Genomic DNA, 25,138 nt, shown 5'->3' on the forward strand with positions numbered 1-25,138 from the left:
AATAAATGTTTACCAAAGGCAGGATACTGCTATTAATTTTCTGTATTCTTCTCACCGCTAGTCGTATTGGCGCACAATACAATTCATCGGAGGGTAAGAGTTTCTTTGTCACGTTTGTACCTAGTTTAATAACTCCCACGTGCGATGTAACTCTTTCATCACGCACAGGCGCAACAGTTACTATCGAAAACTCAGTTAAGGGATATTCTTCCACCCACAACTTAACGGCCAATACACCCGTAACTGTAACAATTCCTACATCTGCTTGCCTACCTTCAACCGGGGCTTCGGTAGATAATTATGCAGTACATATCACATCTTCTCATAACATATCGGTATACGCTATGAATTACGGATCAGCCGTTGCCGATGGCGCGCTGATATACCCCGAAGTTGTTTGCGGAAACAGGTATTACACCTCTGCTTATGAAGGGTTAAATAATAATGCCCCCTCAAATTTTTTAATAGTTGGCCTATATAACAGCCAGCAAATAAGAATCACCCCGAAAGTTGATTTAGCATCGGGGAAACCCGCCGGTGTGCCTTTCACAGTTACATTAAACCGCGGCCAAACCTACTTGGAGTACGGAAAAAATACGCTGGATATTACAGGCTCTTTAATTGAAGATTTAAGCGGCAAACCCTTTGTATTATATAGCGGCACCAAATGTGTAAATATTCCTACCACAGCTTGCCCCGCGTGTGATGTGTTAATGGAGCAAATGATACCTCTAACAGCATTAGGAAAGAAATACCTTTTGGCTCCTTTATCCACTCCCACCATAACCCCGGCATATACTTACCGTATTATTGGAACCAAAGACAATACTTACATCAATATTAATGGCACTCGTGTAGATACTTTAAACAAGGGCGAGGTAATGCATAAAACAAATGAAGGTAATGCTATTTGTGTAGATGCCACTGAACCCATAATGGTAACACAATACACTCAGGGCATTATATGTGTGCAAGTTGGCGACCCTGCTATGGTGGTTATCCCACCGGTGGAACAAATTATTGATAGGGTAAACTACGCCACCCCGGGATATACAGGCTTCACAAAGCACTATGTGTATGTATTGCTAAAAACAGCTGCAAAAAACAACTTGATGATTAACGGTAATTCTGTGCCTACAAACAAATTTACCGCGTTTCCATCGTGTAACTTATACAGTTATGCAAACCTTGAATTGTCAGGCGGAAACTACCTTGTTGAGTGTGACAGCGGTTTCACAATGATTGCCTATGGATACGGGCAGGCAATCAGTTATGCCTACATTGGCGGGACAAATTTTGCCAACCTTAGTTTTGATGCAAAAATTAACAACCATACCTGTGATAATTTGGCGTTTACAATGCAAAACACAGGCGATACTGCCGAGATTTTAAAAAGCTACTGGGATTTTGGCGACGGCACTAAGGATAGCGGCAAATTTGTAACCAAAACCTACAATGCACACGGCTCCTATACCATTAAAAACACGCTGCACATAGGCGGAATTTTCCCAAGGGTTGATACACTTTCCAAAACATTTAAAACTAAGCAATCGCCTAAAGCAGGTTTCAGTATCAACACAACCACTGAGTGTTTAAAAAACAACCTGTACCAGTTTACAGATACCTCAAAATATTTAGGAGGCAGCAGTGTGGATGAAAGTGTATGGACTTACACTGATATGGCATCATTGCCCAAGAAGAACTTATTATACATTTATAGGCGGCATACAAGTTCAGGTCTTAAAGGAGTGATGCTGAAAATAACCTCTGACCAAGGATGCTCGGACTCAGTTATTTCAACGTACACCATTAAACCCGATGCTAAATCGGCTTTTACACTTGGCGGCGACCAATGCTTTAAAACCAACCGTTTGCAACCATTTCCGCAAAGCACTATTGACACGCCGGCCAGTATCAGCGGATATTCATGGACGTTTGGTGACGGCACCTCTGACACCGCTACAAACCCATACAAAGTGTATGCAGATACCGGAACATATACTGTATCTTTAGTTACTGTTGCCAATAACGGCTGCCACGATACGGCAACTAACAGCTTTACCGTTAACCCTTCGCCAAACGTGGGAATAGTTACGGCCAGTGTTTGCGAAGGCGATACTGTGAAAATAAAAAACATTACTACCATTGCCAAAGGCACACTGGCATACGAATGGTGGTATGGCGACGGCCACACGGATACCTTGTTTGAAAAGAACCGTCTTTATGCCGATACAGGCGTGAAGGTTTTGAAACTTGTAGCCACCTCTGAAATGTTTTGTAAAGACAGCGTTGTGCAGCCAATAAGAGTTATTCCTGTCCCTATCGCTGATTTTACGGTAAATACTTCTTGTGAAGACAGAGCGGTAGCATTTACAGATACAACAAATAGATACGGAGAGCCAGCTCAAATAAACAGATGGTATTTTGGGGATGGCGTGGAGCAACAAAATGCAGGCAATACCCAACATTTATATACCGATACAGGCTGGTACAAAGTAAAGCTGTACACAAAATCAGCAAACGGATGCTACGATACCGTTGAAAAAAGGCTCTACGTCAACGCACATCCATTGGTTAGCTTTTACAGTAATGACACTGTACAATGCCTTAGCCAAAACTATTATACTTTTTCAGAGTCAGTGGTAATGAAACGCGGCTCAGTAGCTTCTTTCCAATGGAAGTTCAACGACACTTTTGCAGGCACAGGGTCGTTTTGGGGTGGCAACCTCACATCACAAGGCACGTACAATGTAAAAATGATTGCGGTTACCGACAGCGGTTGTGTTGACTCGTTTTCAAAACAAGTTATCATTTGGCCGCAAGCAACCTTAGCAACCACAACTAACGACTCAAGCCAGTGTTTGGGCGGTAATGTATTTACCCTTACCAATAACTCAAGCATTTCGCAGGGAACACTTAGCTATATGTGGAAGTTCAGCTCAGGCCAAACATTCGCCACAACCAACCCGCCCCCGATGAGTTTTGCGGTCCCCGGTACGTATCTGGCTTGGCTGGTTTCAACATCCGATAAAGGCTGTAAAGACTCCATTCTTACCAAACTATATGTTGAGTTTAACCCCAAAGTTGATTTTGCTACCCAATCTATTTGCGAAAACGACTCAGCATACTTTGTAAACACCACTACCGGAGATGCATCGGGCTGGCTATGGAACTTTGGTGACGGAGGAACTTCAACCCAAAAAGAACCTATACACAACTACAGCGGCCCGGGCATATACAAAGTATCCCTTATGGGGCGTTCGGCCAACGGCTGTAGCGATACAATCAGTAAAGATTCAGGTGTGATTGTAAACCCCGCTCCCAAAGTTTACTTCACTACCGAAATTGGCGACAATGTAGCAGGAAGTACTTCTGTAAACTTTATAAACAAAACCCTGTTTGGCGATAATTTTTCGTGGGCGTTTAGCAACGGTGGTTTCAGCCGCGCAAAAAACCCCACTGAGTCATTCAAAGACACAGGATATATCAGGGTTATACTTTCAGCAATCAACAACTTCAACTGTTTTGATGAATTTGACACGGTGATATATATATCACCCGATTTTAATATTGATATTCCCAATGCCTTTACACCGAATAAAGACCCTATGAATCCGGTGTTTAAAGTTGAGGGTACTTACTACTGCAAAGAATTTGAATTTTGGATATTTGACCGCTGGGGTAAACTGTTGTTTTATACGATGAATCCTTACCAAGGATGGAACGGAGAGTATGAAGAAACACCTTTACCCACCGGGGTTTATGTATATAGAATAAGAATGATTGACTATAAGGGAAAAATAAGAGCGTATAGTGGAAATGTTCACCTGTTAAGGTAAACCCAAAAGCCTCCTAAACGTCTTATTTTTAAACCTTTTAAAGATTATTTGAGTGGATTTTTGTAAAATTGTATTAAGGCTAAAACCAAAGAACCGAATGAACCTTATAAAACGTTACCTACTGTTGCTTGTATTGTTTGCTACTGCATTGGTGGCGCAAACAAACTACGCAAGTGCGCAGGTAAACGCTTTTGAAGGTCAGCACTTTTGGCTCACCTTTACCAAGGGAAGCTTCTCCTTCGGTCCCACCAATACAATCACCATTTGGTCTAGAACCAACACTACTGTAACCATACAAAACACTGTTAAAGGTTTTACTACCACTGTTTCATTGGTTGCCAATGTACCGCAGGACGTTAATATTCCCATTTTAGCAAGTAATAGCGATACAGGCGAATTAGTAGGGTATTACGGTGTGGAAGTAATTGCAACTGCCAAAATACAAGTGCAATTATTGGCCGGCACCTCAGGCGACGGTACGATGGTATACCCCATTGAGCATCTTGGGACAGAGTACTATGCGATGAGTTTTGAGGCAAACGGCACCGGTCGCTCCATTCTTATTGTGGTTGCTACACAAGACAACACCTTGATTGAAATCACCCCCTCGCAACAAACCGGAGGCGGAAAACAAGCCGGACAAACGTATCAAAAAACACTGAACAAGGGACAAACCTACCGTGTAGAAGGCTTTAACGTAAACGATTTAACGGGCACGTATGTGCGCGTAGTTAACGGTTGCAAACCTATTGCAGTATATTCAGGGTCAACTTGTTCCCAAGTTCCTTCAAGTTGTACAAACTGCGGTGAATTATATGAAATAATGCCTCACGTAGATACTTGGGGAAAACGTTTTGCCATTGCTCCTATTGTATCGGGTGGCTTTCAGGCACCACAACACACCTATCGTATATTATCTATCACCAACGGAACTATAGTTACGGTAAACGGCAGTAACACCACCCTTAACCAAGGGCAGATGATTACTGTAAGCGGGAATAAAAACAATGAGTCATTTTGTGTTGAAGCATCAAGCCGTGTTTTAGTAGGCCAATATACCGAAGGGTTTGGCTGCCAAGGCGGCTCAACTCCGCGATTGATGATTATATCTCCTGCCGAGCAAATGGTGAAGAGTGGTTTGATAGTAGGTAACTCAAACGTAAGTTTTGGTAACCCTAATGATTTGCTGCTTGTAATCCGTACTTCAGCGCGCACAAGATTAAGAGTAAACAATTCATCGGTACCTATCAGCAACTTCTCTTCGTTTGGAAGCTGCCAAGAGTGGAGCTATGTATCTATTAACGGCAGCAGAGGGCCTCACAACGTTGTTTGCGACAGCGGTTTTCTTGCATATACATACAATGCTGATTTTAATACTGCGTATTTAGTTACAGCGGCCGCTAATTCAAGGATTACATCGTACGATATAGGCACCTTGCCGCTCACTTGCGGTTCAACAAATGTTACCCTTCTAAACACTGGTAACCAAAACCGTATATCGCTTAGCCAGTGGTTTTTTGATGACAATACAACAATTACAGGCAAGCAGGTAAATAAAACATTTGCGGCACAAGGTATTTACAATGTACGTAACATTGTTACCTACCAAGATGCCTGCCCGTATATAGACACACTCACCACAACCGTCCGTACACTTCCTAAGCCCGTGGTAGGTTTCACTGTAAATAACCAAACACAGTGTTTTATAGGCAATAGTTTCTTTTTTAGTGATACCACCCGATTTATAAACAACAGTAAGCGAAAAACAAGTTTTTGGGAGTTTAGCGATACCCTGCCAAAATTTGGCAACTTCTTATCGTTTACACGAGAGTTTAGTAAGCCCGGTCAAGTTAAAGTAAAGCTGTTTGTTGAAACCGCTGATTTGTGCGTTGACTCTAATGAAATGACGGTAATGGTGAATGCAAATGCCAAACCCGATTACCAAATTACAAACCCGCAGTGTTTTAACAGTCATTCATTTAGCCCTGTACAAAAAAGCACAGTAATAGGCAGTACAATTGTTGGCTATGAATGGGATTTTGGCGATGGCTCATTAAGTACACAGGCTTCGCCAACAAAAACTTACACCAAAGACTCAACCTATAACATTTCATTAATTGCCAAAGCCGCAACCGGCTGTAACGATACTATACGCCGAACGTTTACTATTTTCCCCTCACCAAAAGCCAACTTCAGCACGGCTGATGTGTGCGTAAACGACACTTTAAAAACCTTAAACAGTTCAATATTTGCACAAGGCTCACTTACCTATTTGTGGAAAATGGGCGACGGATTTAATGATACATCTACCAACATTGTAAAAGCCTATGGTGACACTGGCACTTACAATATTGTATTAACCGCCACCACTGCTGACGGTTGTCCCGATAGTGTTATTAAACGTGCTACAATTAAACCGGCTCCAAAGCCTGCGTTTACGTACGATAAAAAATGTACTAAAAACCCATCGGCCTTTACCAACCAAAGCTTTGTTTACGGCCAACCAGGTGCCCAATACAATTGGGATATGGGCGACCTTAAAACGTTTAATACTTATAACGCCACCTACAGCTACCCAACCGAAGGGGCTTATACTGTACGTTTATATGCGCAATTGCCCAACGGTTGTAAAGACAGCACCAAACGCAACATCTACATCAACCCGATACCCAATGTAAACTTTACTATTAATGATAGTTTGCAGTGTTTGCGGGGCAATAATTTTAACTTCTTTAACAGCACAGTGCTGACTGAGGGTAAGATAAAAGAGTTTGTTTGGAAGCTGAACGACACCTTCTTATCCAACAGTACATCAGTAAACAGGGTTTTTACCACCCACGCGGTGAATACTATGAAACTGGTGGCCTCTACCGATAGTCTTTGTGCCGACTCGATAGTGAAACCGTTTGAGATAGCACCGCAAACTACGTTGCTCATTACCACAGGGCCTGATACGCTATGTTTTAATCATCACAGTTTCCCAATTATCAATGGTTCATCCGTTCCTACAGGAACCGTTAAATACCGCTGGACTTATTCAAACGGTGATATGGACACTGTTGACCATCCCGCTCCCAAAACCTTCGGAGCATCGGGCAGGTTCCAGCTTTCTTTGTTAGCCGTTACCAATAAAGGTTGCCGCGATAGTTTAACCAAAACCTTTACACTATACCCCTCACCCGAAATTGATTTTGAAGTTAGTGACGTTTGCGGTTCTGATTCCGCTCGCTTCAATAACTTCTCAAAAGTAGTTACAGGCAGGATTGTAGATTGGAAATGGTACTTGGGCGATGGCGACTCAGCAGAGGTGAAATACCCTGTACATTATTACAATGCTTTTGGCCCTTACAATGTAACACTAATTGGCACTACCGACTTGGGTTGTAAAGACACCCTAACCATTGATACTGCTCTTACCGTAAAACCGGCTCCAAAGGCGTTCTTCAATACATCATTGATTGAGCAAAGGGGCAATAGAACAACTTATGATTTCTTCGACCTTTCTACAGGTGCAGATAATTACTACTGGAATTTTGACAGGGGCGAAACCAGCCGCGAAAAAAATCCTAAGTTTATGTTTGCCGATACAGGCACATACAAAATAATCCTAACTGTATCAAACAAAGAGGGTTGTTTCTCAAGCCACGACACTACTATAACGGTAATACCGGATATTGAAGTATTTGTACCTAATGCGTTCTCACCGAACCGAGACATACACAACCCCATTTACCGCATAGAAGGCTCTTATTTTTACCGCGAGTTTGAAATGCAGATTTTTGACCGTTGGGGACAGCAAGTGTACAGAAGCACCAACCCTGAAGAGGGCTGGGACGGCACTTTTGACGGCAAGCTAATGCCCGAAGGTGTGTATGTGTACAGCATCCGTATTATGGGCACCGATACCCGCGTGCGCAACTACAAAGGCAACCTGCATTTGCTATACTAAGCGCAGCCAGTGTTGCAGTTCACCGCTCCATAAATCTGAAACTTATCACTTGAAACAAAAAGTACGCGTGGGCGTTCCAACAAAAATCGCAGTATCTTTGTTGCTTATTTTTTTGAACAGCAATTTGTGAGCCGATGCCCTTAGTTTCGATAGATTTAACCAGCGGAAGTATAAAAAAGAAGGATGTGATTGTGGGGATTGATTTAGGAACCACCAACAGCCTTGTTGCCATTATTGACGAAAGAACGTTACAACCGGTAGCCCTTTCGGGTACTGATAAGCAAACCATTGTCCCATCATTATTGCACTTTGCTGCAAACAGCACTGTAAGTGTGGGTAATGCAGCCAAACCCTTTCTTATCACACAACCGCAAAACACTGTTTACTCTGCCAAAAGGCTGATGGGTAAATCGTACAAAGACGTTAGCAACCACAGCGATTTTTTTAGCTATAAAATTATTGACGATGATAGCGAAAACCTTGTACGCGTTCAGTTAGACGGGAAATATTATACTCCCGTTGAGCTATCCTCATTCATCCTAAAAGAACTGAAAAACCGTGCCGAAGCCCATTTGGGAGCCTCGGTATCAAAAGCGGTAATTACAGTACCTGCCTATTTTAACGATTCACAACGCCAAGCCACCCGCGATGCCGGAAAACTTGCGGGATTGGACGTATTGCGCATTGTGAACGAGCCCACAGCGGCCAGCCTTGCCTACGGGATGGGATTGAACAAAAACGAAGAAAAAACCGTAGCCGTGTACGATTTGGGCGGCGGTACATTTGATATTTCAATATTGCGGATACATAACGGTTTGTTTGAAGTATTGGCCACCAACGGAGATACCTATTTGGGAGGTGATGATTTTGACCGTGCCGTTGTTGATTTTTGGGTAGCTAAATACGGCTTTGATGCCACTGCCGATAAAGGCTTGCAGCAACAACTGCGTTTAACTGCCGAAGAGGCAAAAAAACACCTGAGCAGCCACGCCGAGTTTAGCGGAACGATAAACAACGTAACCATAACCCTTAGTGCTGCTGAATTTGAAGCCTGCATAGCCCCTATTGTAAAACGCACCATCGTTTGTTGCCAAAATGCGCTAAAAGACAGCGAGCTAAACTTAAACGAAATTGAAGAAGTGGTGATGGTGGGCGGCAGCACACGTACACCCTTTGTAAAACAACAAGTAGCAGCATTTTTCAGTCATTCTGAATTGCACGATAAACTAAACCCCGATGAAGTAGTGGCTTTGGGTGCAGCCATAGAGGCTGATATTTTGGCGGGTAACCGCAAGGATATGTTGTTGTTGGATGTTACTCCCCTATCGTTGGGTATTGAAACACTGGGCGGATTGATGGATGTGATTATCCCCCGCAACAGCAAACTACCTGCTAAGGTGGGCAAACAATACACTACATCGGTGGACGGGCAAGTGAATTTGAAGGTGAACGTTTACCAAGGTGAGCGCGAATTGGTGAAAGAAAACCGAAAACTGGCCGAGTTTGATTTGAAAGGAATACCCGCCATGCCGGCAGGCTTACCCAAAATACAGGTGAATTTTGTTTTGAATGCCGACGGTATTTTGAAAGTAGAAGCTGAGGAATTGCGCAGCGGCACAAAACAAGAGGTGGAAGTTAAACCCCAATACGGTTTGACGGATGCTGAGGTGGAACGCATGCTGAAAGACTCGATTGAAAATGCACAAAACGATGTGCAGGAACGCATGGTAGTTGAAGCCCGTACAGAAGGTGAACAATTAATTTATACCACTGAGCGTTTTATAGATAAGAATCAATCGTTACTCTCAGACAACGAGTTGCAGAATACTTCGCTCTATATAAATGATTTGAGGAATGCTTTGGAAACCGGTGATAAGGATGTTATTTTACGTGCTATTGACGAGCTGAACGAATACACCCGCCCATTTGCCGAAAGGTTGATGGACATTGCCATTTCACAAGCTATGAAAGGTAAAAAAATTTAATACTGCCTAAAAGGTATTGATACAAAAAATAAAACATAGTATCCTGTTAGCAATTGCCGCATTGTGCTGGGGTACAACCGATGCTCAGCTCTATAATCAGGAGTTGGACGAATTTAGCCCCGAAGCTACCAAACGGGATAAACTGGGCGTTCGCTTAGGTTTTGGTTTAAATACGCTGCGTTCGGGCGATTTGAAGAACACTAAAGTTACTCGCGGTTATCAAGGAGCATTTTATTACCGTGTAAACTTATTTAAAGGTTTTCACCTGAATAGTGAATTTGGGGCATCCATTCGCGGGGCACGCCACGACAATGGTGATTTAAGTTATTCGCAAATCTCTTTGTTTTATTTTGACTTAAACATATTGGGCATGATACAATTAGACCCCGGGTTTAAGCACAGCATTATTGCTGGTGTGCAAGGCTCTCGGCTAATGCGTTCATCTTTGTTTATAGGCCCTGAACCCTTTCCTGCGTTTTTGCAATTGCCCTTTAAAAAGTATGATTTGGATGCCGTTGTTGGCTACCATTTTAATACCCGCTATGCAGGCTTTCAACTAGCACTTAAATACGGTTTATTGAATATTGCAGGTGATTTTGCGTCGTATAACAAGCAATCGCTAAACAATAACGCAGTACAGTTTATTGATTTGAAACCCGGTCTGCGCGATGTGAAAAACATCAAAAACCTTAGCGTTGAACTATCAGTGTATTTTTAAAGAAATCAAGGCTTAGCATATGCAGGATTGGTTGTTACCGATAAATCGGTAAGGGTTTTTAAGAAGGCTACCAATTGCTTTTTTTCCAACTCAGTTAAATCCAGTTTACGAATACCATTTTCAAATCTACGAGGGCCGCTATCTGCTTTAATATTCATATTCACATCCAGCGTGGGCGACATTTTAACCCCTGAATTATAAAACTCCACCACTTCTTCAAGCGTTGCAAAACGTCCGTCGTGCATATAGGGTGCTGTTAACTCTACATTTAACAATGTAGGCGCTTTAAACTTGCCATTATCGTTTACATTACCGCTAACTCTTGCATGGCCCGTGAGCACTCCCATAGGAGGCTCCCAATCCAAGCCGTTATTGTGCAAACGTTGTACAGGGTTATCTACAAAATTATCAGTCATCAACAACCCTGATGTAGGGTGGCAATGGAAACAATCGCCTTTATCGGGAGACATAAAAATCTTATGGCCTGCCTTTTCATCATTTGTTAAGCCCGCCAACCCAGGAAAACCTTTCTGAAACTTGCTGCCCGTGGCAACAATGCTGCGCATAAACTGCGAAAGTGCCCTTGCAACCAATAATGAATCAACTTTATCCGTTCCAAAAGCCTTTTTAAACATTGGCGGATACTGAGTCTTTGCTTGTATTTTGGCAACAGCGTTCACCCAACTTTCGTGCATCTCAATAGGATTGCGAACAGGGTCAAGAGCTTGAGCCTCTAAAGAGTTTCTGCGAGCGTCCCAAAAAAAGTCCTTGTTCCAAGCCATATTAATAATGGCCATGCTGTTTTTATCACCCTCCATTCCGTCAATCCCCTTGCTGAATTTATTAGGAGCATCGGTAAACGAGTGTTCTTGTTTGTGACAACTGGCACAGGCTTGGGTATTATTTCCTGATAATGCTGAATCATAAAACAGCATACGCCCCAACAACACTCCGTTTACAGTAAGCGGGTTATTAGGGTTTGAAGGCGGTGTAAAAAAGCCTAAGGGTAACGTAAGGGTATAAGCGTCGTCACCGGGCCACACAGGGTCGGTTTTATCATCGGGCTTGCATTGTGATACAAATACCATCACACCTAACGCCATAATAAGCAGTAATCCCTTATTCAATAATTTACCCATAGTTATTCCTTTATACTGAGGCTATTTACAAAATTATCGGCAATATTTTTAGCAATCTCAAACCCACCACCAATGGTATGGCTCACGTGCTTATGTTCAAAGTCGATACCGGTTAAAAACTTATCTGCATCAATCTCAATCGTAATCACCTTATTATCCCCCTTGGTGAATTTAACGTAGTGAGCCAATGTTTTTGTGCGATACAACTCATTAGTACCTGTGTGCACAACAAACGGCACACTAAATGTGTCGTTTTGCATGGTATCCAAGCGGCCTTCAATCAACAAAAAGCGGTATTGCGAACCCATATCCCAATAGGTACCGTTAATTAAAGAAAGAGGGTGGTTATTAGGATAGGTTGAAGGGTCGGTTACATTACTTACCGAGTCAACTCCAATCCCAAAAGTTATTTCCTTGTATTCGCCGGCTTCAACTTTCGCACCTACTGATAAATTAGGTTTGTCTTTGCGAAAGTCAATCATCTCAATATCTTTTACCAACACTTTGCTTCCATCAGTTTTCACCAAATACATTTTTGATAAGTAAAACTTCAGCAACTCAAACTTATAGTTAAACCCCTCTGCATCTACGTTATACTTTGTATCCATGGCAAAACTCTTGTTGTTTGCTTTTGCCGTAAACACCACCTTCACAGTATTATCATCTAAGCCCGCAGGTATTTCGGGGTCGTTTTCTTTGCACCCGCCTAAAAAAAGAGTTGCGGCAATGGCAGCCAGTAACAGCGCCACAATGCCCAGTTTTGCCCACTTAATGTGTTTAAGCATATTCAACAAGGTTTCCATATATAAAGACTTACTAAGTACAGTATTTGTTGCCTAAAATAGTACATCCCATCGGCTTTATTTGATGCTTCGCTCAACTTAATAAGCCCTTTATTCCAAAATGAAAATTAAAGATTAACTTTGCGGCAATTCTAAAAAATGTCTGCAAAAAAAGTACCAGTTGGTAATATTGAATGCGGTAATGATAAGTTGTTCCTTATCTCGGGCCCATGTGTCATTGAAGACGATGATACAATGCTTACTACCGCCGAATATCTGAAAGAAGTTACCACCCGTTTGGATATCCCTTGGATATTCAAATCTTCGTTTCAAAAAGATAACCGTAGTTCGGCCAAATACTATGATGGACCGGGCATTGAAAAAGGTGTGCGCCTGTTAGAGCGTATCAAAAAAGAGTTTGATGTTCCTGTATTAACAGATATACACTACCCTGAGCAAGCAGCTATTGCCGGCGAAGTGGTAGATATATTGCAAATACCTGCTTACTTGTGTATGCAAACCACTTTGGTTACGGCTGCGGCTAAAACCGGAAGAGTTGTAAACATTAAGCACGGACAGTTCCTTTCTCCTGAAAACATGATTCACCCTACCCGCAAAGTAGAGGAAGCAGGGAATGATAAAATTATACTAACTGAACGCGGCTATACGTTTGGGTACAATGATTTGATTGTTGACCCACGCAGTATGCACCACTTGCGCCAAATTGGCTACCCTGTGGTGTTTGATATTACACACAGCATACGCAAATACGGTATACCCAGCGCCGACCCTAAAGGCGGAGCAAGGGAGTTTTTGCCGGCTATCAGCCGTGCCGGAGTTGCTGCGGGTGTTGACGGTGTGTTTATTGAAACCCACCCCGAACCTGCAAGGGCTTTGTGCGATGCCGCCAGCCAGTTGTGCGTGTATGATTTGGAAGAATTTATCAAGCCCTTGCTTGAAATTCATGAAGTAAATAAGAAGTATAAACTTTAACTAAACACCCTTTATCCCTATAATGGAACTATATCTAGACTCAGTAGATTTTAAAGAAATAGAAGAGGCCCTGAAGCTGGGCACTATTGACGGGTTGACTACTACCCCAACTTTTATGCACCGCCACGGTATTACTGACGTTGACGGAGCAATTTTGAAACTTGCCAAAATGGTGAACGTACTACAAGTGGAAGCTTTGGGCGACACCGTTGAGGAAGTGGAAAAAGAGGCTGACCGCCTTATTGCCCTTGGCCTTGACCCTGAGAAAACTGTGTTTAAAATCCCGGTATCAAACATAGGTATTGCTGCTTGCAAGCGTTTGCGCAGCAAAGGGTACATGGTAAACATCCACTTGGTGTATACCCTATCGCAAGCTTACATGGCTATGCACGCAGGTGCTACCTACGTATGTCCGCTGGTAGGCCGTTTGCAAGACCAAGGACACGATGCCCTAACTCTTATCGAGCAATGTGTTGAAGCTGTTAACTACTACGGCTACGATACTAAAATCATGTTCTCATCGGTTCGTCATGCTGAGCACGTTCGTACGGCTTTGCTTACCGGTGTGCACACCATTACTGCTCCTTGGAGTGTAATGAAGAAACTTACTGAAAACAACCTTACTACCGTAGGCACTGATCAGTTTATCGAGCATACTAAATTGATGACTATGCGCGTAAACGAAATTATTGCCCAATACAATCCTCGCGTTAGTGTAGACCAAAGCGTATTAGATGCTGTGGTTGAAATGAACAAGAGCGGTTTGGGTTCAGTATCGGTAGTTGATGCAAGCGGCCAGTTGGTTGGCGTGTTTACTGATGGCGACCTTCGCCGTAAGATAAACGCTGACGGTAAAGCTGTTTTAGATAAAAAATTAAGCGATTTCGAATTTAAATACCCGATTACCATCAACTCTAAAGCGTTGTTGTACGAAGCTGTTGACTTGTTTAAAAAACATGAAATAGACAACATCGTAGTATTAGAAAACAACGAACTTTTTGGTATGCTTGACATCCAAGATTTCGTAAAGTTGGATTTGATCGGTTAATTCTCACTTTATAATATTTGCCGCAAAGGCACGAAGACACTAAGAAAACTTTGCGTCTTCGTGCCTTTGTAGCTTAATCACATTGGTATGTTACAAAAGGTAGAAGAAACTTTTACAGCCATCGGCGGGCAGTTTATAACTCCTGCTGCCCAACTTGCTGAAAAGCTGAAAAACATAAAAGCGTTTGTGTTTGATTGGGACGGTGTGTTTAACGATGCTATTAAAAGCACAGGACACCCGAACGGTTTTAGCGAGGCTGACAGCATGGGTATTAACCTGATGCGGTACGACTATTATTACCGAAACGGCCAACTGCCTGTTGCAGCCATTATAAGTGGTGAGGAAAACCCTACGGCGTTTGATTTTGCCAACCGTGAAAGTTTTTACGCCTTCTATTTCAGGATAAAAAACAAAAACGAAGCGTTTGAACATTTTTGCAAAGCACACTCGCTGCAACCTGAAAACGTAGCTTGGTTTTATGACGATGTATTGGATTTGGGAATGGCCAAAATTTGCGGCGCACGTTTTTATTTAGGCCGCAAAAGCCAACCCCTTACCACCCGTTTTGTGCTTGAAAACGGCCTAACCGATTACATTACCGCCCACGAAGGCGGCCAACACGCTTTGCGGGAATGTGCTGAGTTGATAATGGCTTTGAACGGCACTTTTGACCAACTGGTAAACAACCGCCTGAGTTTTGCTCCCAATTATGCCGAGTATTTTGCAAAACGCAACGAGGTGAAGCCTTTACGCTATACAAGAACCGAAGAGGGAGTGCAAGAAATTAAGCCCTAGTTGTTTGGCACTTTTTTTAGCCCGAAACCTGCAAATCAATACCTTTGCCATAAACCATTACTGTTTTGACTGATAAAGCGGCTAAACTGATTACCTACATTTTGCAGCCTTTGATAATGCCCTTTTTAGGGGTACTATTCATTTTATACTTTGATGAGTATTACTACCTGCAAACCACTTCATCCCAAAAATTTTACATACTAGCGTTTGTATTCCTGCTCACCTTTATGCTGCCCGCATTGGCCGCTATATTGATGAAAAGCACGGGTACTATCAAATCACTGATGATGGAAACCCGCGAAGAACGCAAACTACCCATCCTTGTTACCTCGGCCATTTATGTAACGGTATATATCATGCTGGGCAGGGTAACGGGCTACGATAAGATAAAAATGTTTATGCTGGGCACCACCGTTTCCATTATCCTATCGGGGTTTATTACCAACTATTACAAAATCAGCTTCCACATGACGGGTTGCGGCGGCGTAGTAGGCTGGTTAGCCTATATGGCCACATATTCGCTGTTTAATGTAAGCGGCTTGTTGGTAGCCTCACTATTACTTTCAGGACTGGTAGGCGTTGCCCGTTTGCAATTAAAAGCACACACGCCTGCTCAGGTGTACAGCGGATTTTTATTCGGTTTCACCGTTGTATTTTTAATAGGGTTGATTGTATAACCCCTTTTCACTATCCCCCAAACTTTAGTAATATTGCCAAAAATTATCCTACAATGAGTACCTACGAAGCCCTTTTATATACTGTTGAGAACGGTGTTGCCACCATCACCCTAAACCGCCCTGATGTGTTTAATGCGTTTAACGATGCGCAAAGCTACGAGCTGCAAGATGCGCTTAAACAAGCTGAACGCGATAAGGCAGTGCGCGTGTTGGTAATTACCGGTGCAGGCAAAGCATTTTGCTCAGGACAGGATTTAAAGGCCATTGCCGATAGCAAAGACCGCTCATTGGCCGACTCATTATACAAACGTTACAATCCTATTATCCGCGCTATGCGCAATATGCCTAAACCCATCATAGGCCGCCTGAACGGTGTGGCTGCGGGTGCAGGTTGTTCACTGGCTCTTGCCTGCGATTTTGTAGTAGCGGCTGAAAATGCCAGCTTGATTGAAGTATTTATTAATGTGGGCTTGGTGTTAGATTCAGGCTCAAGCTACTTTTTACCTCGTTTAGTGGGCAGTAACCGTGCTTTTGAATTAAGTACGATGGGCAACAAAGTATCGGCACAACAAGCCCTTGAATGGGGTATGGTGAACCGCGTAGTAGCTGCCGACCAATTGGATGCTACTGTTGCCGAAATTGCTGCTTACTACGCATCTGCTCCTACCAAAGCTATCGGTTTAATGAAAAAGATGTTGAACAAATCGTTTAACAGTGATTTGGAAACTATGTTGCAATACGAAGCATATTGCCAGGAAATTGCAGGCCGCAGTGCTGATAACAAAGAAGGCGTAAAAGCTTTTAACGAAAAACGCAAACCTGTATTCACAGGCGAATAAGTTGTTCGTTTAACACAGTTACATTAAATACTAATTTCTTCGCCTGCAAAAGTGGGCTGAGGGAAACAGCAATAATCTCTTCCTACTTCTTTTCAAATACCTTCATTCCGTTTATCCAAGTGGATAGAACGTATGCTTCGTGCAAGGCCGGAGTGGTTAAAATATCCTTATTCAGGACGGTAAAGTCGGCATATTTGCCTACCGCCATGCTACCCTTTTCGTTTTCTTCAAAACTGCCGTACGCCGACCAAATGGTAATGCCTTTTAGTGCTTCTATTCTGCTCAGCGCATCCTGCGGCTGGAAACCCCATTGCGCCTCGTTGGTAATACTATCAGCAGGTATAAGGATTGATTTAGCAGAAAGCTGAGCATATGTAGCTCGTTTCACAGCTGCATGAAATGTCTCTAGCGGACTAACTCCTTCTACGGGAAAATCTGTACCCAATACAATTAAACCGTTTTGCTGCATCAACGTTTTTAAAGCATAGGCATTGGTGATGCGTTCATTGCCCAAACGATCAACAGCCCAAACCCCGTCAGAAGTTGCGTGTGTAGGTTGCATACTGGGCAATACCCCAAACTGTTTGTATTTGGCAATATCATCACGATTCACTACTTGTGCGTGTTCAATACGCCAGCGGCGGTTATTATTTTCGCCCAAAGCAGCACCATAAGCGTTTAACACAAAACGATTGGCCGAATCGCCGATACAGTGGGTACACAACTGAAACTTAGATTTTGCCACCCTATTAATTACCTCCGTTAGCCTTTCAGGACTGCTCAATAAAAACCCTTTAGTTTCAGGAGCATCGCTGTAGGGCTGCAACAAACACGCCCCGCGTGAACCTAAAGCCCCATCACCGTACAACTTAAATGAACTTACATTTAACAGCGGTGTTTTTATGGGGCCGTTTTTCAGGTAATAATCCAATCCAGCATCATCGGCACTCACCATCACATTCAGGCGCATTTTCAGCAAACCTTCGTCCTGCAACTTCTTAATAATATCAATAAAACGTTTTTCAAGCCCTGCATCCACTACACTGGTAAGGCCGTTTGCAAAACAAATCTCCTGTGCCTTCAGCAAGTATGTTTTTACTTGTTCATCCGTAGGCTGCGGAATAGCTTTTTCAACAGAATCTACCGCGTTATCCAGCAAAATACCCGTAAGTTTTCCGACCTTAACTTCTACCATCCCTCCCGCAATCACCGATTTTGAAGTAATACCCGCTAAATCCAGTGCTTTTTGGTTGGCAAGAGCCCCGTGGCCGTCCACACGTTTAAGCAACACAGGTCTGTCAGGAAACAACGCATCCAGCTTTGTTTTATCAGGAAATTTCTTACCCTCCCACAGGTTCTGATCCCAACCTCTACCGAGCAACCAAGGCTCGCTATTAGTTTTAGCAAACTCTTGTAAGCGCATCAATGCCTCTTCAAAACTTTTACTACCAGTTAGGTCTGCACGGTGGGTAAACATTCCCAGCCCGTAAAAATGGGCGTGGCCATCAATAAAGCCGGGGTATACAAACGCCCCTTTCAAGTCTTCAGAAGTGTCGGGAGCAAACTGTTTAAGTAATTCCTCTTTCTTGCCCACACCGACTATTCTTCCCTCATGAATTGCAACAGCTTCGGCAATAGGTAAACTATCAATCAACGTATAAAACGTAGCATTGTACAGTAGCTTATCAATCTTTTGCGTTGTAGTCTTTGGGGTGCAATTTGCCAACAATAGCAAGGCAAACAGTATAAAGCTGAATCGTTTTGCAGAGGTGTACATAGTTTCAAAACTACTAAAACAAAACTACGGAGCAACAAAAAAGCCCCTGTGCAACATGCACAAGGGCTAACACAAAAAGTTATCTATAAAAATTGCTCTGATTTTAGATAAACATATGGTTGTCGTCGCCGGCTTTGCTTTTAAACAATTTTTTATCCCAGCCAAGCAGATACGCCATTACAAAAAAGCCTACCAATACCACAAAAGCCGTGATATATACCCAACTAAAATCCATTAGATGGGTAATGAAAGGCGAACCTTTCGGTGCTACGGATTGCTGGGTTACATTTTGGGCAAAAGCACCCGCCGAAGCAGACAAAAACAGCAGAAGGGTAAGTAGATTTTTCATGGCCGTATATTTTAAAGTACAGTACTTAATTCAAATTTGTTGCCAAAAAGTAAACGGGCTTGTAATAATATAACGAAATACTAACGGTTTTGGTTTTAATCGCAGCCTATAATTTACTTTTTGCCTCCATAGTTTTTATATTAACATAGACTACATAAGCCCCGAAAACGTTGGAAGTGCACACAAAATTATTGCCTAGAAATGACAATAAACAGAGCGATACCAACGGGGTTATTTAGCGGTAGAAAAACCGCCTTAAAAAAAAGACCCAACGGCTAAAAGGCTTATAAACACCCGAACGGGGGCATTACCGTTTAAAAACCCCTGTATCTATTACCAATAAAGGGACGTGAAGAGAAAAAAGTTTTTTTACCCTTGTGTGGACAGCATCGACTCTTTATCGGGAGAGCTACTGAATAATTCTCCTTCAAACTGCATTGCGCTGAGGCGTTTGTATAGGCCGTTTTCGCTACTCACAAGTTCATTATGTGTGCCCTGCTCCACTACGCGACCTTTTTCAATCACCACAATTTTATCGGCGCTGCGAATGGTAGACAACCTATGTGCGATAATAAATGAAGTACGGCCTTTCATCAATTCTTCCAGTGCTTCTTGCACCAAATGTTCGCTTTCACTGTCAAGTGAGCTGGTGGCCTCGTCTAACAACAATATGGTCGGGTTTTTTAACAATGCACGTGCAATTGCTATGCGTTGGCGTTGGCCGCCCGATAGTTTCACGCCACGTTCGCCCACAAGGGTATCATACCCTTCAGGGAATCCCATGATAAAGTCGTGGGCATTAGCTCGTTTGGTGGCTTCTATCACTTCTGCATCGTTTGCGTTGTGCTTGCCGTATAAGATGTTTTCTTTGATGGTACCGCCAAACAAAAATACATCTTGGGGTACAATAGCCATTTGGCGACGGAGGTAGCTAAGCGGTATATCTGTAGACTTAGTCCCATCGAATAATAAACTGCCGCTTTGAGGTTCATAAAAGCGTAGTAACAGGCTGGCAATGGTTGATTTGCCAGCTCCGCTGGGTCCTACCAACGCTATTTTTTGGCCCGCCTCGGCGGTAAGAGAAATGTCTTTTAATACATCAAACTCAGGTCGGCTGGGGTAATTAAACTTCACATTATCAAAAGTTACATTGCCCTTAATAACGTATTGCGCGGGTAATTCAGTTTCTTCAATACCAATGTCTTCAGGTTGCTCATTCAATATCTCCAACACTCGGTCGGTAGCACCCAATGCTTTTTGCAATTGGCTGTACTGCTCAATAATCCCCCCGAAAGAACCGCCTACAAACAAGGTTAAAAAGGCAAATGAAGTAAGATCTTCGGGGAGCATTTCTTTATTGGCAACCATACCCAAAGCGTACCACAACAAAAACACCAACGAACCCATCATAACAGTTACTATGAATGAGAAGAAAACACCGCGCACTCTACCTAGCTTCATCGCAAGCCCTTTAACAATATCTATACTTTTAATATACCGGCTTATCTCGTAAGACTCATTTGCGAACGATTTTACGTTTTGCACCCCTTGTAAGGTTTCCTCCACTATCACATTACTATCGGCTACTTTATCCTGAACATTGCGCGAGAATTTCCGAATGTATTTTCCAAATACAAAAGCAATTACAGACACTATCGGTACAACGCCTACCATTACTAGTGCCAATTCAACATTTAAGAAAAACAGCATTATAATACCACCTACTATGGTAATTAGCTGACGCACTAATTGAGCTAGAGCTCCTGTAAACGCATCGTGTATTTGAGCAGTATCCGCAGAAAGTCGACTGGTTAGTTCACCCACTCTTCGCTGAGTAAAAAACAACATGGGTTGGCGGATAAGGTTTTTATAAACGTCGGTGCGGATGGAAGCAAGGGTAATTTCGGCAACATCTACAAACAAACGCACCCTGAAATATGAAAATATACCTTGAGCCACAAATAGCACTAGTAGGTACATACCTACCTTATTTATTTGCTCTTGTGATTGTGTAACTGCTTTTACCAAATCCCCCGTCAGGTAAGGAAATATCAATGAAGTGCTTCCGCTTAGTACTAGAAATATAAAACCTAACACAAACTTCCATTTTTGGTTGCCCGCGTATGAAAATAGGCGGGCGGCTTTTTGCAGGCTTTCTTTATTAATTTTTGCTTTGGGAATATCTTGTTGTTCGCGTGAACGGGCCATGAATTTAGTTTTAAGTTTTCTGTTTACAGTTTTGCAGTGGCGGATGAATGAGCCTTTTGCTTCAGAAAAGACGCACTTTCTGAGGAATTTAATCCCGTGAATCTTTCACTCAACCCGTCAGTAAATCAATTACACAAGGCTACCGGTAATCCATAACCATACCATTGTTGCCAATGCTGCAATATTGGCACAAATGCCAAAAAGTTTTACCAAATGTAGCGGGTAAGGTTTGTTTTTAAAGATAAAAAGACCGTCAACCGTCATATACAAAGCATACACCGCTAAAAAACCACCCAGAAACAGCTCGCTAAACTCGCTTAACAGCAAATACGCTTCAATACTGATGATAAAAGCCAACAGCAGTTTTGAATAACGATAACCCAACACGGTGGCGGTGGTTCGTCTTCCTCCCGCTTTATCGGGGGCAATGTCCATTACTTCACCAATTAAATGCGATTGTATGGCAAACAAGATTAAGTAGAGGTAGGTATAAAGTGGCAGTTTGGGTAAATGGTTTAGTTGTATGCTAAGGGTAAGTGCCAGTAAATATCCTAACGAAACCAATAGCTCAAACGGCGGCCTGCCGCTTACACGCAGCTTTTTATTATTGTATATGTAGTTGAGGAACAACAACGCGCTAATCCACCAAATCATATAATAACCTGTGTGGCAGACAAAAAATACCCAAAATGGCAGTTGGGTAAAAACATTTACCCATACGACTTGCTTTTGTAAGCCCTGAATAGCTACCGCCCCAAACAGGTAGCTGTTTTTGCGGGGATTTTGGGCATCAATCTCAATATCAGCAAAATCGTTCCAACTATAAATAAGGTAGTTAAACGGAAACGTGAAATAGAAAAGTCCTACCCAAAACTCAATGCTGCCCCAAATATCCATGCCAGCAGTCGGCACCACGTACAACCAAAGCGTCGGGAACCAAAGCCCGGGTCGCGATGTTTTCAGGTGAAATTTAAAGGTGTGGGACACTACTGCAAATTAGCAGTTTTTGGGGAATTACTTCCCAAACCAGATTCCGGTAGTAATAACAAATTCCCAGCGTTGGTTGGTAAGTGTACCGTTGTTGTAATAATCGTTAAACACTTTAAAATCCTTACCTACCTGTGTATTGCGGGCCTCTACCCTAAGATAATGGTTAGCATGTGCCTTAAACTCTAAACCGCCTGATACGGCCGTAGCACTTAACCCCTGTTGCTTGCCGTCAGTACCCGTCATTAAAGGTGATACAACCGCACTGCTGTCTACAAAGTATTCTCCGCGGGTAAACAGTGCAAATTTGGGCGTTATTTTATAACGGATATTAAGTACACCGCTCATAAACGTTTTATTGCTTTGCACACCTGCATTGGCATAGGCCAATACATCTAAGTGCTTACGATTTGAGGCTACAAATACGTTCCCATAGGTGCGGCTTTCTTTACCAGTACCGCTGTTTATCTGGGTATAAAGTCCGTTTGCTCCAAACAACCAATGTTTGCCGCTGTATATCTTCATGCTTGCACCGTACGATACATTCGCATTGGTAATATTGCCCGCCGTAAAAGTGCGGTCGGCTACAAAAAAGCTAAGTTTAAAGTTATCCAACTCTACCCCAAGTTTAGCCCCGCTCATCAATACAGGTTCGTAAAAGCGGGTATAGCTGTAAATACTGCTGTAATTATTGCGGTTGGGAAAATCTTCAACACTCACAGGTGAGCGGAAAAAGCCTGCATCCATCCACAACGGGCCTGCAATTTTGAAACCCGCATTGGCTTGTTGCAAATACTTCAACTCGGCTGGGTACACTGCATTAGGCAAATCACCTATTTGCAGGGTAATGTTTCCGCGCAGGTTCGTATCGTTGTATATAGCCGCAAGCTGGGCAGTATTAACACCGGTTTGGTTGTGCTTGGGAGCACTCATGGCGTAGCTGCTAAGCGCACCGTTGGTGTTTCTATCACTAAATTGCGCATAGTAAGCATCCAGATACCCTTCAATCATAAAGGCTTTGTTGGGCGCGGTGCTGCTGTCTTTTAATTTTGCAGAGGTTGCTGGTGCACTGTTAAACACATACACCGGGGTATTATCTCCTGTTGCAGCCGTTTCACTTGCTGGTTGCTGTGCAGGAGCAGACTGACCACCATTTACAGTTAAATCGCTGCCGTCCACTTCGGCATCCGTCAAAGGAGCATCTTCATCGCCCGTGTACGTGTATTTAGTGTTTATTTTATCAATTTTAATGAAAATGCGTTGGCCGGGAAACACCACATTATCATCCAAATCATTGTATTTCAACAAAATGCTTGACGGAAGCAGGTATTTTTCAGAAATACCGTCTAAATCTTCGGACACCCTTACAATGTGTACCTGAAAAATATCATTGTCTTTAGGGATTTTTATGGTTAAACGGGCTCCGGCACTGATTACATCGTTTTGCAGCTTGTTAGTTTTTTTGATTGCTGCTACCGAAATACCATACTGTCGGGATATTTTATACAGGGTTTGTTTAGGCTGCACCACATGGGTACGCTCATCGTAACTACGCTCTTCTTCCGCTGTTTTAGAGGCAGTTACCGATAACGAAACCAGTAGAAAAATAAAACTGTATAGGTATTTTGTCATGTAGCCTTAAGCAAAATGTAGTATCAAAGTACGTTGATTAAACGCAGTGTATTTCCACAATCGTATGTGCATTGTTTTTCGTCGAAAATGTGGTGGATAGTATTGTGGACAAACACTCATGCCTGGAAAATATTTTCCTTGATATGGCTGTAAAGTGGGCTAGAGTATTCTTTCTCTTACAGGTTACAATTAAGACAGTTGTATGCTGTTTTTTTTGCTGCTTGGTAAGCCCCAAAAGCAATCATTTACAAACGTTAAGCAGGGGTATTTATTTCCTTACAGTATAGATAACGTTAGCCTTAATAATTAAACTTTCTGCCGTATTTCTGTAGGGGTCTTTCAATCAGGTAGTACGACAAGGAAGCCGAAACAAACGTAGCAGCCAGCGCGGCCAGTGTTACCCATACGGATTGTACATTGCGCAACCACGGAATATGTTCATTTAAAAACAACGGGTAAAACGCCATGATGAAGATTTGGTGAAATAAATACACCGAGTAGGATATTTTACCAATGTAGCCCAATACCTTATTGGTAAAAAACCGGGTAGTGCTTGTGCCTTCGTTCACCAATATTGTAACCAACAGCGATGAATACAGCAACAAGTAAGTTGTATGGCTGAGAATACCCCCTGTACGGTTTCCGTTGTCTTTAAACAACGAGACTATCATTACCAAAAACATAAGCAGGGTAAACAACCACAAAAATCGGCGGTGTTGAGTGAGTAAACGGGTAATGTGCCCGCTTGCATAATAGTACGCTATCAATGCCCCTGCCAGTAGCGCATCCATACGGCTGGGTAATAGCACATAGGCCCCGTAACTACCAATGCACGCCCTGAATATGGGGGCAAGCAGTATGCCTACTATAAATATTTTGGGTAAATGGCGACTGTTGACGTAATAAATTACCAGCGGGAATAACAAATAAAATTGCTCTTCTACCGCCAGCGACCATGTAACACTCATCCAACCTGCACCAAAACCATCCCAAACCATGTATATGTTTTGGATGTATAAAAAGTACGAGTATATGGGAATGGGGCTACTGAGCAACGCAGGGATATAGCGGGTGATGCCTGCGGCAACCAGCAACACATACACTATCAACAACAAATAATAAGGAGGGAAAATACGCAGCAACCGCCGTGCATAAAAGGTTTTGAAATAATTGGGGCTGCCCTTAAAATTGAGAAGGATGCGGGTAATTAAAAACCCCGATAACACAAAAAACAAATCAACGCCGCTCCATGTCCATGATAGCCCCAGCCACACTTCAGGGGTAATGGTATCAGGGGTGGTTTGGCCTAAGAAGTAATGCCACACCAAAACTAATAATATGGCAATTGCTCTAAGCCCGTCGAGCTCCTTAATGTATGAGGGTTGTGTCATTTACAAAAGCAACCTATGCTTTCGCAATGA

At 42.7% G+C, this 25,138-nt stretch carries 17 protein-coding genes; 9 read left to right on the top strand and 8 right to left on the bottom strand.

Features of this window, described 5'->3' with window-relative positions; translation table 11 throughout:
• Nucleotides 1-5 precede the first annotated feature (5 nt).
• The 4 genes from F9K23_09250 to F9K23_09265 all read left to right on the top strand — a co-directional run bounded on the left by F9K23_09250 (nucleotide 6) and on the right by F9K23_09265 (nucleotide 10,491).
• Nucleotides 6-3,839, top strand: coding sequence for a PKD domain-containing protein (locus F9K23_09250; GenBank protein ID KAB2915909.1), 3,834 nt, complete (start codon nucleotides 6-8; stop codon nucleotides 3,837-3,839).
• A gap of 97 nt (nucleotides 3,840-3,936) precedes the next feature.
• The gene (locus tag F9K23_09255; protein ID KAB2915910.1) at nucleotides 3,937-7,788 is read left to right on the top strand and encodes a T9SS type B sorting domain-containing protein; all 3,852 of its coding nucleotides are present in this window, start codon (nucleotides 3,937-3,939) and stop codon (nucleotides 7,786-7,788) included.
• Nucleotides 7,789-7,922: 134 nt separating this feature from the next.
• A complete protein-coding gene (hscA, locus tag F9K23_09260) occupies nucleotides 7,923-9,773 on the top strand; it encodes a Fe-S protein assembly chaperone HscA (GenBank protein KAB2915911.1) in 1,851 nt (616 codons plus the stop codon).
• Between the two features lie 16 nt (nucleotides 9,774-9,789).
• On the top strand, nucleotides 9,790-10,491 hold the full coding sequence (locus F9K23_09265; GenBank protein KAB2915912.1) for a hypothetical protein: 702 nt from the start codon (nucleotides 9,790-9,792) through the stop codon (nucleotides 10,489-10,491).
• A gap of 5 nt (nucleotides 10,492-10,496) precedes the next feature.
• On the opposite strand, the gene F9K23_09270 is transcribed toward F9K23_09265, so the two are convergent.
• Both F9K23_09270 and F9K23_09275 read right to left on the bottom strand, forming a co-directional pair.
• Nucleotides 10,497-11,630 (bottom strand): cytochrome-c peroxidase, encoded by a 1,134-nt coding sequence (locus F9K23_09270; GenBank protein KAB2915913.1) that lies wholly within the window; start codon nucleotides 11,628-11,630, stop codon nucleotides 10,497-10,499.
• A gap of 2 nt (nucleotides 11,631-11,632) precedes the next feature.
• Complete coding sequence (locus F9K23_09275) at nucleotides 11,633-12,433, bottom strand: hypothetical protein (GenBank protein KAB2915914.1); 801 nt, start codon at nucleotides 12,431-12,433, stop codon at nucleotides 11,633-11,635.
• A gap of 138 nt (nucleotides 12,434-12,571) precedes the next feature.
• On the opposite strand from F9K23_09275, the gene kdsA reads away from it, so the two are divergent.
• From kdsA to F9K23_09300, 5 genes are all read left to right on the top strand, one after another.
• Entirely contained in the window at nucleotides 12,572-13,405 is an 834-nt protein-coding gene (gene kdsA, locus F9K23_09280; GenBank protein KAB2915915.1) for a 3-deoxy-8-phosphooctulonate synthase, read from the top strand.
• Between the two features lie 22 nt (nucleotides 13,406-13,427).
• Nucleotides 13,428-14,453: a CBS domain-containing protein gene (locus tag F9K23_09285; protein ID KAB2915916.1), complete on the top strand. Its 1,026-nt coding sequence runs from the start codon at nucleotides 13,428-13,430 to the stop codon at nucleotides 14,451-14,453.
• Between the two features lie 87 nt (nucleotides 14,454-14,540).
• Nucleotides 14,541-15,248: a phosphatase gene (locus tag F9K23_09290; protein ID KAB2915917.1), complete on the top strand. Its 708-nt coding sequence runs from the start codon at nucleotides 14,541-14,543 to the stop codon at nucleotides 15,246-15,248.
• Between the two features lie 65 nt (nucleotides 15,249-15,313).
• Nucleotides 15,314-15,925, top strand: a complete 612-nt coding sequence (locus F9K23_09295) for a hypothetical protein (GenBank protein ID KAB2915918.1) — start codon at nucleotides 15,314-15,316, stop codon at nucleotides 15,923-15,925.
• A 53-nt stretch (nucleotides 15,926-15,978) separates the two neighbouring features.
• Complete coding sequence (locus F9K23_09300; GenBank protein ID KAB2915919.1) at nucleotides 15,979-16,764, top strand: 2-(1,2-epoxy-1,2-dihydrophenyl)acetyl-CoA isomerase; 786 nt, start codon at nucleotides 15,979-15,981, stop codon at nucleotides 16,762-16,764.
• 82 nt (nucleotides 16,765-16,846) lie between these two features.
• Here the strand turns inward: F9K23_09300 and F9K23_09305 are convergent, their stop codons facing one another.
• The 6 genes from F9K23_09305 to F9K23_09330 all read right to left on the bottom strand — a co-directional run bounded on the left by F9K23_09305 (nucleotide 16,847) and on the right by F9K23_09330 (nucleotide 25,108).
• A complete protein-coding gene (locus F9K23_09305) occupies nucleotides 16,847-18,541 on the bottom strand; it encodes an amidohydrolase (protein ID KAB2915920.1) in 1,695 nt (564 codons plus the stop codon).
• Nucleotides 18,542-18,644: 103 nt separating this feature from the next.
• Nucleotides 18,645-18,890 (bottom strand): hypothetical protein, encoded by a 246-nt coding sequence (locus F9K23_09310; protein ID KAB2915921.1) that lies wholly within the window; start codon nucleotides 18,888-18,890, stop codon nucleotides 18,645-18,647.
• Nucleotides 18,891-19,259: 369 nt separating this feature from the next.
• The gene (locus F9K23_09315; protein ID KAB2915922.1) at nucleotides 19,260-21,098 is read right to left on the bottom strand and encodes an ATP-binding cassette domain-containing protein; all 1,839 of its coding nucleotides are present in this window, start codon (nucleotides 21,096-21,098) and stop codon (nucleotides 19,260-19,262) included.
• Between the two features lie 129 nt (nucleotides 21,099-21,227).
• Nucleotides 21,228-22,085, bottom strand: a complete 858-nt coding sequence (locus F9K23_09320; protein KAB2915923.1) for a hypothetical protein — start codon at nucleotides 22,083-22,085, stop codon at nucleotides 21,228-21,230.
• Between the two features lie 27 nt (nucleotides 22,086-22,112).
• Nucleotides 22,113-23,717, bottom strand: a complete 1,605-nt coding sequence (locus tag F9K23_09325) for an outer membrane beta-barrel protein (GenBank protein KAB2915924.1) — start codon at nucleotides 23,715-23,717, stop codon at nucleotides 22,113-22,115.
• A 299-nt stretch (nucleotides 23,718-24,016) separates the two neighbouring features.
• Nucleotides 24,017-25,108 carry an acyltransferase gene (locus F9K23_09330; protein ID KAB2915925.1) on the bottom strand — a complete coding sequence of 364 codons (1,092 nt, stop codon included), beginning with the start codon at nucleotides 25,106-25,108 and terminating at the stop codon, nucleotides 24,017-24,019.
• Nucleotides 25,109-25,138: the final 30 nt, after the last annotated feature.

The sequence above is a fragment of the Bacteroidota bacterium genome (genome assembly GCA_008933805.1).
Taxonomy (GTDB): Bacteria; Bacteroidota; Bacteroidia; order UBA8524; family UBA8524; genus SB11.

Bases quoted from the DNA above. Each gene is read 5' to 3' on its own strand.
- F9K23_09300 (KAB2915919.1), top strand. From the start codon at position 15,979: ATGAGTACCTACGAAGCCCTTTTATATACTGTTGAGAACGGTGTTGCC.
- F9K23_09270 (KAB2915913.1), bottom strand. From the start codon at position 11,630: ATGGGTAAATTATTGAATAAGGGATTACTGCTTATTATGGCGTTAGGT.
- F9K23_09305 (KAB2915920.1), bottom strand. From the start codon at position 18,541: ATGTACACCTCTGCAAAACGATTCAGCTTTATACTGTTTGCCTTGCTA.
- F9K23_09315 (KAB2915922.1), bottom strand. From the start codon at position 21,098: ATGGCCCGTTCACGCGAACAACAAGATATTCCCAAAGCAAAAATTAAT.
- F9K23_09325 (KAB2915924.1), bottom strand. From the start codon at position 23,717: ATGACAAAATACCTATACAGTTTTATTTTTCTACTGGTTTCGTTATCG.
- F9K23_09310 (KAB2915921.1), bottom strand. From the start codon at position 18,890: ATGAAAAATCTACTTACCCTTCTGCTGTTTTTGTCTGCTTCGGCGGGT.
- hscA (KAB2915911.1), top strand. From the start codon at position 7,923: ATGCCCTTAGTTTCGATAGATTTAACCAGCGGAAGTATAAAAAAGAAG.
- F9K23_09255 (KAB2915910.1), top strand. From the start codon at position 3,937: ATGAACCTTATAAAACGTTACCTACTGTTGCTTGTATTGTTTGCTACT.
- F9K23_09285 (KAB2915916.1), top strand. From the start codon at position 13,428: ATGGAACTATATCTAGACTCAGTAGATTTTAAAGAAATAGAAGAGGCC.
- F9K23_09330 (KAB2915925.1), bottom strand. From the start codon at position 25,108: ATGACACAACCCTCATACATTAAGGAGCTCGACGGGCTTAGAGCAATT.
- F9K23_09275 (KAB2915914.1), bottom strand. From the start codon at position 12,433: ATGGAAACCTTGTTGAATATGCTTAAACACATTAAGTGGGCAAAACTG.
- kdsA (KAB2915915.1), top strand. From the start codon at position 12,572: ATGTCTGCAAAAAAAGTACCAGTTGGTAATATTGAATGCGGTAATGAT.
- F9K23_09250 (KAB2915909.1), top strand. From the start codon at position 6: ATGTTTACCAAAGGCAGGATACTGCTATTAATTTTCTGTATTCTTCTC.
- F9K23_09290 (KAB2915917.1), top strand. From the start codon at position 14,541: ATGTTACAAAAGGTAGAAGAAACTTTTACAGCCATCGGCGGGCAGTTT.